Source organism: Proteus faecis (assembly GCF_003144395.1).
GTDB classification, from domain to species: Bacteria; Pseudomonadota; Gammaproteobacteria; order Enterobacterales; family Enterobacteriaceae; genus Proteus; species Proteus faecis.
Window position 1 is genome coordinate 1 of the sequence record NZ_PENZ01000038.1, and the last position, 9,093, is coordinate 9,093.

The 9,093-nt window shown below is 38.6% G+C and carries 4 protein-coding genes and 1 tRNA gene; 1 reads left to right on the plus strand and 4 read right to left on the minus strand.

Annotated elements, in window-relative coordinates; translation table 11 throughout:
* The first annotated feature begins 386 nt into the window (after positions 1-386).
* Positions 387-462 (plus strand) — tRNA-Phe (locus tag DK858_RS13445).
* Between the two features lie 176 nt (positions 463-638).
* Here DK858_RS13445 and DK858_RS13450 read toward each other — a convergent pair.
* The 4 genes from DK858_RS13450 to DK858_RS18360 form a co-directional block, all read right to left on the minus strand.
* Positions 639-1,898, minus strand: coding sequence for an HlyD family type I secretion periplasmic adaptor subunit (locus tag DK858_RS13450; RefSeq protein WP_109397860.1), 1,260 nt, complete (start codon positions 1,896-1,898; stop codon positions 639-641).
* Between the two features lie 16 nt (positions 1,899-1,914).
* Positions 1,915-4,080 (minus strand): type I secretion system permease/ATPase, encoded by a 2,166-nt coding sequence (locus tag DK858_RS13455; RefSeq protein WP_109397861.1) that lies wholly within the window; start codon positions 4,078-4,080, stop codon positions 1,915-1,917.
* Between the two features lie 24 nt (positions 4,081-4,104).
* A complete protein-coding gene (locus tag DK858_RS13460) occupies positions 4,105-5,358 on the minus strand; it encodes a TolC family protein (protein WP_109397862.1) in 1,254 nt (417 codons plus the stop codon).
* Positions 5,359-5,460: 102 nt separating this feature from the next.
* A partial coding sequence (locus DK858_RS18360; protein ID WP_228407321.1) for a beta strand repeat-containing protein occupies positions 5,461-9,093 on the minus strand: 3,633 nt, incomplete at its 5' end.

The following is a 9,093-nucleotide window of genomic DNA, read 5'->3' on the forward strand; positions in this document are numbered from 1 at the left end:
CTGCCCATGGAGGCCAGCGTAAATCCGTCACACAGACGGTTGCGGTCTAAGAAGTGGGAAGCCTCGCCCGACAGGGCGGGGTGCAGTCACTGTTGAGTGTTAGAAAACAAAAGAAATGAGTTATTTTCTCGCGCTCCCTTAATTTCTCTCTATAGAGCAGCGGAAAAGAAATTAAATCATCAAAAAAAGAGAAAGTTCTCGCTTTGATATGCAAAAAAATGGATATCTTTACTGATTGTTATTTAAGCATTTTTTACCCCAAAATAGCTTATGATGAAAAATTAAACTTGAATAGAATAAAAAGAAAGCAAACAAACTTATTTTTGCATTTTTTATTAAAAAGACGTTGACGCATCCCACTGAATACGGTTTAATGCGCCTCGTTAGCCCGAATAGCTCAGTCGGTAGAGCAGGGGATTGAAAATCCCCGTGTCCTTGGTTCGATTCCGAGTTCGGGCACCATCTTTAGAAAAACCAGCCTTAAGGCTGGTTTTTTGCTTTCTACACTTCATCATTTTCAATATCCCTTTAAATGAGAAAATCCTTTTATTGAATGATGACTTTTATTGTTCTCAGAAAACATTATTTCTCATGCAGCCTTATTATACGAACAAGACTGCATGAGATTAAAAATAGAATTATCTTTCTTGTAATGCTTGTTTCATCCTGGTTATTGGCTTAATCAAATATTGGAATACTGTTTTTTCACCCGTCTTAATATCCACACTCGCAATCATCCCAGGAATAACAGGTAATTCCTTTCCATTTTTATCAGTAAGATGACTACTCTGTGTGGTGACTAGCACACGATAAAACGCTTCATCTTGGTTTAGTTTTAAATCACTGGGTCTCTTTTGATCATGTAATGTATCAGGGCTAACTAAAGTAACAACACCTTCCAACCCACCATAAATAGCGTAATCATATGCAGTCAGTTTAACTAATGCTGGCATTCCTGTGCGAACATAAGCAACATCTCTTGGGCTGATATATGCCTCAACTAATAGTTGGTCTTCTAATGGAACAATTTCCATAATATCCTGCCCCGCAGAAATTACCCCACCAACAGTATTGATACGTATATTCTTAACAATCCCTCTTAATGGAGCTCGTATTAATGCACGTTCAACCGGATCAGCACGCCCCGCCATATTTTCCCTTGCCTGAGCTAATTCTGCTTCTGTTTTAACTAACTCAGCACTTGCTTCCGTTAAATATTTATTTTTCTTTTCATTTATCTGAGATTGAATATCGGCTGACTGTCGCTCCATTCGCAATAATTCCACAGCTGACATCGCACCTTGTGCAACAATAGGCCTTGTTATTGCAATCTCTCTGTCTAATAAGGCTTTACTTTTTTGTAAATTATCTATCCCTGACTCCAGTGCCTCTTTACGTATATTGTATACGGTTGTTTCACGCGCCACTAAATCAGTAGCTAATCCCTCAGGAAATTTAAGTTCAGTAGAATAAGCCTCCGCTTTAAGTCTTGCCCGAATAGCTTCCAGATTATCAACCTTCGCTTCACTTTCCCTTAAAATAGCCGATGAACGGGTATCATCTAGAGTCAACAATACTTGTCCTTTCTCAACAATATCCCCTTCTTTTACCTCCATGCTTTTTAATATACCGGCATCTAATGTCTGGATGATCTGCTCTCGACTGCTGGGAATAATACTACCTTGGCCTCGAGTCACTTCTTCAAGGCTACTGTTCCACGCCCAAATAACAAAAATAATCAAAAAAATCAGTAACATTGTGATCATCATAAAGCTCTTATGATGCTTTTCGTGCTGAAGTGCCGCATGTAAGTCATTGAGCAATGCTAAATCTTTATTAGAAAAAGCCTCTTTAGGATGACTTGGCGATGTCACTTGTTTTTTATTTAATTCATTCATTTCAACATTCTCAATCTTACTTATCTGTTTTGGCTTTTGAGTGAACAGTTATTTGTTTTTCTTTTTCATTTTTAGCTAACTGTTGTAAGACCGCATCTCTGGGGCCATCCATCACCACTTTACCGTTATCAACAACAATTATTCGGTTGACGATACTCAGAACCTGAGGTCGATGAGTAACAACCAATAATGTTCTTGCACGACACCATGCTGAAATGGCATTTAATGCCTGAATTTCTGAATATTGATCAAGTCCCGTTGTTGGTTCATCCAGTAAAACCACTTTAGGATTTCGCAACGTCATTCTAGCCAAAGCAACAATTTGTTTTTGCCCACCAGAAAGACCCAAACCATTCTCACCCAAGGACATATCTAATCCTCTTGGATGCTTTTTAATGACTTTGTCTAAGCCAAATCGCTTCAATGCCACAATCAAATCTTGATCACTAGAAAAACCATCCATACGGGCTAAATCAAGATTTTCTCTTAAACTACCTAAAAATAATCTTGGCTCCTGTTCTAACAACAAAACCTGATTACGCAAATAATGAGGATCTATTTGGCGAATATCGACATCATCTAATGTGATGCCTCCTTGTTCTGCTGGATAGAGTCCGGCTGCTAATTTTAAAGTCGTTGATTTACCACTACCAATACGTCCGAGTATTCCAACTTTTTCACCCGGCTTTATTTCAAATGATAAATTTTTCACTACACTGCTAGTATCTTGACTATAAGCAAATGAAACATTTTGGAATTTTATATTTCCATTCATTTGTTTTAGCGTAATATATTTCCTATCAGGTTCACGTTCTGAAGGTCGCTCAACAATACCATTTACACCTTTTAAGGCGACCCAGGCCTGTTGAAAGCGCACAGCTAAACCCGCAATCTGCCCTAATGGTGATAACGCTCTACCAGACAAAATAACCGTTGCAATTAACGCCCCCATCGTAATTTTATTGGCGGGATCATCGCTATGAATCAAATAAGTACCGATAATAACTAAAAATATCGTATTTAACTGTTGCATCATAACCGCAAAGTAAATAACAAAATTACTGATATTTTTAACTTTCATTGATGAAGAAGCGGTTTTGGCTGTGTAATAATCCCAACGCTTTTGAGCCCAATTCATTGCATTATTCGTTTTTAACGTTTCTATGCCTTCAATCGCTTCTACTGCTAATCCCTGTCTTTGTGACGATTCCTTCATTGATTCATTAATATATTTTGATAAAGGGATCTGAGCTAAAAGACCAATAATAATAACCAGTGGAATTATCGTAAGTGGCACCAAAGCCAAGCTTCCCCCAACCAGTGCAATGACAGAGACAAATAAAATTAAAAAAGGCATATCAACTAATGTTAATAAACTTGCACTCGTCATAAAATCACGGACAGATTCAAAATCTCGTAAATTATTAACATAGGAGCCAGATGATATAGGCCTTTCCTGTAATTTAAGATTTGTCACTTTTCTAAATAAAGCCGAGCTGATAATTAGGTCAGCCTTTTTACCCGCAATATCCGTTAACCGCCCTCGGATCATCTTTGCTGTAAATTCAAATAAGATCGCGATAATTACACCAATACTTAAAACCCAGAGAGTTTGATATGACTTATTTGGTATTACTCTGTCATAAACATTCATGACATATAATGAACTAACAAGTGCTAGAAAATTAATTACAAAAGTGGCAAGAATAATTTGATAATAATATTTTTTAAAGCGCCATATAACTTTAAAAAACCATGCTTTAGGCATTGTATATTCAGGCAACTCTGAACGTACATCTGTTGTAATACGAGGCTTAATAAACCAACAATAACCTAAATACTTTTCATTTAATTCCGCTTGAGTTAACCATACAGATAAACCATCGATTTGCTGAATTTTATATTTACGTTGTCCGCTTTCATCAAATGAAATTTCTGTTAAAACAGCACTATCTTCATTTTTTAATAATAATAAGACTGGCATAGCCAGAGAGGGAATATCATCCAACAAGCGTTGTGATAATGTATTTTCAAATCCTTCACTCTTCAGATATTCAACCAGTGATGAAAAATCAATTCCCATCTTTGCGGTACGGATTGTATGCGCAGTCAGTGTAGCCACGGATAAATGTGTGCCTAATAACTGAGTTGTAAGAGAAAGACCTTCTATGATCAATTTCATAACTACAATATTTACCTTAATTTATTAATGTGCGAGTGAATTAAGTGCCCAGTGAGAAAGTGTTCCTTGCGCATATAAATAATCAAGCATTCCATACCTAAGATCACTCAATGTGGTGGCATAAGATAATTCAACATCAGATAGCTCTTTTTCTGCATTCAAAACATCTAACAAAGAACGGCGAGCAACATTAAATTGCAATTGATAAAAATCGACGACTTTTGTCGATGATAAAATTTGTGCATCTAATATCTTTAATTTTTGAGTACTTTTTTGAATATTAATTACAGATAAGCGTCTTGCTTCTTCAATATCTCGAATAACCCTATCCATTCGCTGTTGAGCAGCATTTAACTGGCTTACTTTTTCATCAATAGAATATAATGATGAAAAATTAATAATATCCCATGTCACATCAATGCCTATCTGACGATCATCTTTAGTTATATTTCCAGTTAAATTAATTTTCGGTAATTGTTTTTTATTTTCAACTTTAACGCCCAATTTTTTAGCATCAATATCAGCCTGACTCACAAGATAGGCAGGATTTTGATTATTACTTTCCGCAGTAAAATCTCTGTACATATCGCTGACTGTCATGTCAGAAAAAGGATTAACAAGATCACTCTCTCCAACCGGAAATCCAGTATATTTTGATAACGTACTTAACGTTGTCATTAATTCTTTTTCATAATAATTAATATCTTGTTCTACTAATATTTTTCTTGCTTCTGCCTGAACATATTCAGAAACACGCCCTTCATCATTACGAGCTATTACATTTAATTCAGATATAATCTTATTATGTCTATCTAAACTCTTTTTCTTTACCGCAATAGATTCTTTAGCTAATAACGCTTTTAAATAGAGGTCTGATATGGTGTAAGCGACGTTTTCTTTGGTTTCATTATATTTAAATTGATAATAAAGCTGTTCTTTTTCATTACGTTCAACATCATTTTCTATTCCACCAAAAGAATAGAGATTTAGCTCCCCTCTTAGCCCTGGAGTAAAACTATTATTATCATAATCACTTTCATCACGATGATATTGCCCTAATAGTTTATTTCCAGTTACGCTTATTACGGGAAAATGTTGAGCTCTAGCTTGATTAACTCTTGCAACAGATATATCTATATCGGCTTTAGCTTCTAATAACTCTGGCGCATTATTTAATGAGTTATTTAATATGTATTTTAAAGAATTTGCATGTGAATTAAATAATACGCCTCCAAAAATAACAAACGTTATTATTTTGAGTTTATTTATAGAAAACACAGATATTACCTCTAATAAAAAATACAATCTAAATATAGAAATTTATGATTGGCTAATAAGGCTGCTCGAATGAGCAGCCTTAGATTTAATTACAACAGATAATTAAATAACCCCTCCATTATCGATAATATTATTATCGATATAGACATTAGCACCACCTGCACTACTATAAAGTGTGTAAGTATGCTCAGTGCCATCTAACGCCGTTGCTTTAACAGTTGTGGCCGTTGCAGTAAATGTTCCTAAACTTCCTGCATCATCAGCCCCTAAATCAACTTTATCATTGGCATCACCGGAAATATAAAGCGTTGAATTGTCATTTATACCCAATACATCCGATACGGTTAATTTAATGGTTTGAGCTGAATTGTCTGCTTTCAGATTACTGCCAACAGTCATATCCACTTTCTCGAAGCCAGTAATACCTTCATTCTTCCCTGTCGCCAGATTGACAGAAATATTACCTGCCAGAACCAGAGTATCACTACCTTCTCCACCGTTAATGGAACCTTGATTACCAATAGGTTTGGTATCATAGTCTTTTGTCAGAACAACGATATCATCACCAGCACCCGCATCAATGGTTATATTACCATTTGAAATAGTGCCAATTTTGATTGTGTCATTCCCCTCACCACCATCAATGGTTGTCGCAGCTGAACCTAAAGTTGCACTAGTGGAATCAAATACGTCATCACCAGCCCCTAGTGAAATAGTGGCGTTATATGCTCCCTCAGTAACGGTAACAGTATCATTACCATCCCCCATAGAAACAGTAGCACCACCATAAATCCATCCAGCAGTTAAAGTATCTGCATTATCACCGACAGAAACATTACCAGTCAGATTTTTAGTGATAGTGATATTATCACTACCATATCCACCTAAAATTTCACCGGATACAGAGCCATAAATAGTGACGGTATTAACATCCGTAACTGCGTCAATATTAGTGTCATTACCCAGACTTAAATCGCTACCATCCTGATAAATAGCAAGATACTCTTTTGGCAGATTTGACTGACCTTGAATACCGCTACCCAAATCTAATAAACCGGATAATTCGGTATTATTTTGAGAATTAGCATCCCCTTGAGTAAACGTATCACTGCCTGAGCCAAGATAGATTTGACCAGCATTTGTTACCCCAGTGCGTTTAATGGTAACCGTGTCGTTCCCTGATTCCATAAAGAGGTAACTACCAGCATACATAACACGCAACGCCGTATTCATACCATCCATAGTAAAGGTATCGTTACCTTCACCAGCATAGACTCGGGTATTGGCTAACATATTACCGCGAACCACCATCAGGTCATCGCCAGCCCCTAAATCAACAGTTGTAATACTTTGATTACCATCTGTTTTTGTACCATCAGGCCCATTATCCTGTGAGTTAGCCACATTGCTGTATGATGAAGTTTCGCTACCATCCTGATAATAACCGACATAAATTGTATCGTTATAATCAGTTGTTAACATAGGGTCAGAATCACCGCTAGTCGAACCGATGGTATATCCAAAATCACCTGTGCCCGCTTTAGATGATGATAATGAATATTTCAGCGTAAAATCACCATCCAGATTACGTAATGAAATTGGGTTACCATCATAAATAACACCAGTTGCTGAAGCACCTGCATTATTTACTGTCTCGGTTACAGCTGTAGCGTTATTAGATGTTCCCGTAATGGTTGCAAGTACTTTCTCCATACCTTCTGCATTGAAGGCATTTTGGTTAGCTTCCATTGTTGGATCAACGATAAATGAAACACTCTTAGAGCCAGCAGGGATCACAACCGTTACTGTTGATGCACCATCATACGTTACTTTGCCAGTGTCACCATGCAGGGCAATTTTTCCGTCGTGCTGAGAACCAGCAAGCGCTGAATAATCCGGTGCACTCGCATAACCCGCACCATTTGTTAAGGTTATGGTTACAGTCACATCTTGTGCTGCAGCATAATCCAGAGCAACGGTATACACTAACCCGGTAGTATCATCGTTGTCTTCAATGGTTGCTGGAACGTCAATTGCATCACCAGAAACAGAAGCATTTCCGCTAATCTTGTCGCCGTTAGCATTTGTTGATGTTGTATCAACACTGATACTCACTGTTGGCAATACATCTGTTTTAGACGTTGCTGTTGCAGGATCACTTTCATTACCACTTGGATCTTTAGCAATTGCGGTCACTTCACTGTTATCTTTTACACTATCAGATGGAATAGTAGTGTTATTACCTTGACTGTCTGGGATCAAATTAGGATCGCTAGATGTCCAGCCATTATCCCCTTTCTCCATTGTTACAGTCTGTTTATCACCGTTTTCATCTTCAAACGTAATTTCAACAGTATCACCTTTATTGGCATCTCCAGGCAGTTCAACGGAAACAGAGCCGTTATCTTCCGCATTTAATACTGGTGCCGATGGTGCAACCGTATCGACAGTAAAGTCGGTTGCTTGACCTTGACCACTGGTATTACCTGCAGGATCAGTGATTTCTGCTTTAACAGAATAATTACCATCCGGAGTTGCTTTATCCGCTGGGATAGTGACATCCGCTTTACCGGCTGTTACTTCATCCGCTGTCAATGTGTGTTCAACGGTGTCAGTAGTGCCATCAGGTTTGGTAATAGTCAGTGTCAGAGTGTCACCCGCAGCACTACCACCCGGTACGGTCACTTCAGTTTGTACGCCGTCTTTTAACTCATCAGCATTCACACCGTTTGCCGCTTCTGGAATAGTCACCACCGGTGTTGTGTCTACAGTGCCGTCACCGTCAGTGTCTCCCGGAATTTGCGTATCAACAGTAAAGTCCGTTGGTTGGCCTTTTCCACTGGTGTTGCCCGCAGGATCGGTGATTTCTGCAGTAACTGAATAGTTACCGTCCGCTGTCACTTTATCCGCTGGAATAGTGACATTCGCTTTACCGGCGGTTACTTCATCCGCTGTCAGTGTGTGTTCAACGGTGTCAGTAGTGCCATCAGGTTTGGTAATAGTCAGTGTCAAAGTGTCACCTGCAGCACTGCCACCCGGTACGGTCACTTCAGTTTGTACGCCGTCTTTTAATTCATCAGCATTCACACCGTTTGCCGCTTCTGGAATAGTCACCACCGGTGTTGTATCTACGGTGCCATCACCGTCAGTATCCCCCGGAATTTGTCCATCAACAGCAAACTCCACTTTATTCCCTGGTTTGGCTGGGTTATTACCTTGAGTTAAGCTGACATCAACACTGTTTTGGCCGTTTTGTACTGCGTCTTTCGGAATATCCATTGACACTTTACCCGCTGTTACTTCATCTTTCGTAACAGTGTGTGTAACTGTTTCAGTGGATTTATCCGGACGAGTGATAGTTAATGTAATTTCTGCGCCTTCCACGGTGCCTGCTGGTAAGGTGACTTCGGCCTGTAAACCGTCTTTCAGCTCATCCGCATTTGCATAGCCATCGGCCACTTCTGGGATAGTCAACACAGGGGCATCGGTAACACCATCTGTTTTTGAAGTTACAGTCGAAGGATCACTTTCATTACCACTTGGATCTTTAGCTACACCGGTCACTTCACTGTTGTCTTTTACATTATCCGCAGGGAGCGTTGCTTTATCGCCATTGCTGTCTGGAATTAAAGCCGGTGTATCTGATGTCCAACCGTTGTCACCTTTTTCTAAGGTCACCGTATGTTTGCCACCGTTTTCATCTTCAAAGGTAACTTCAACAGTGTCGCCTTTATT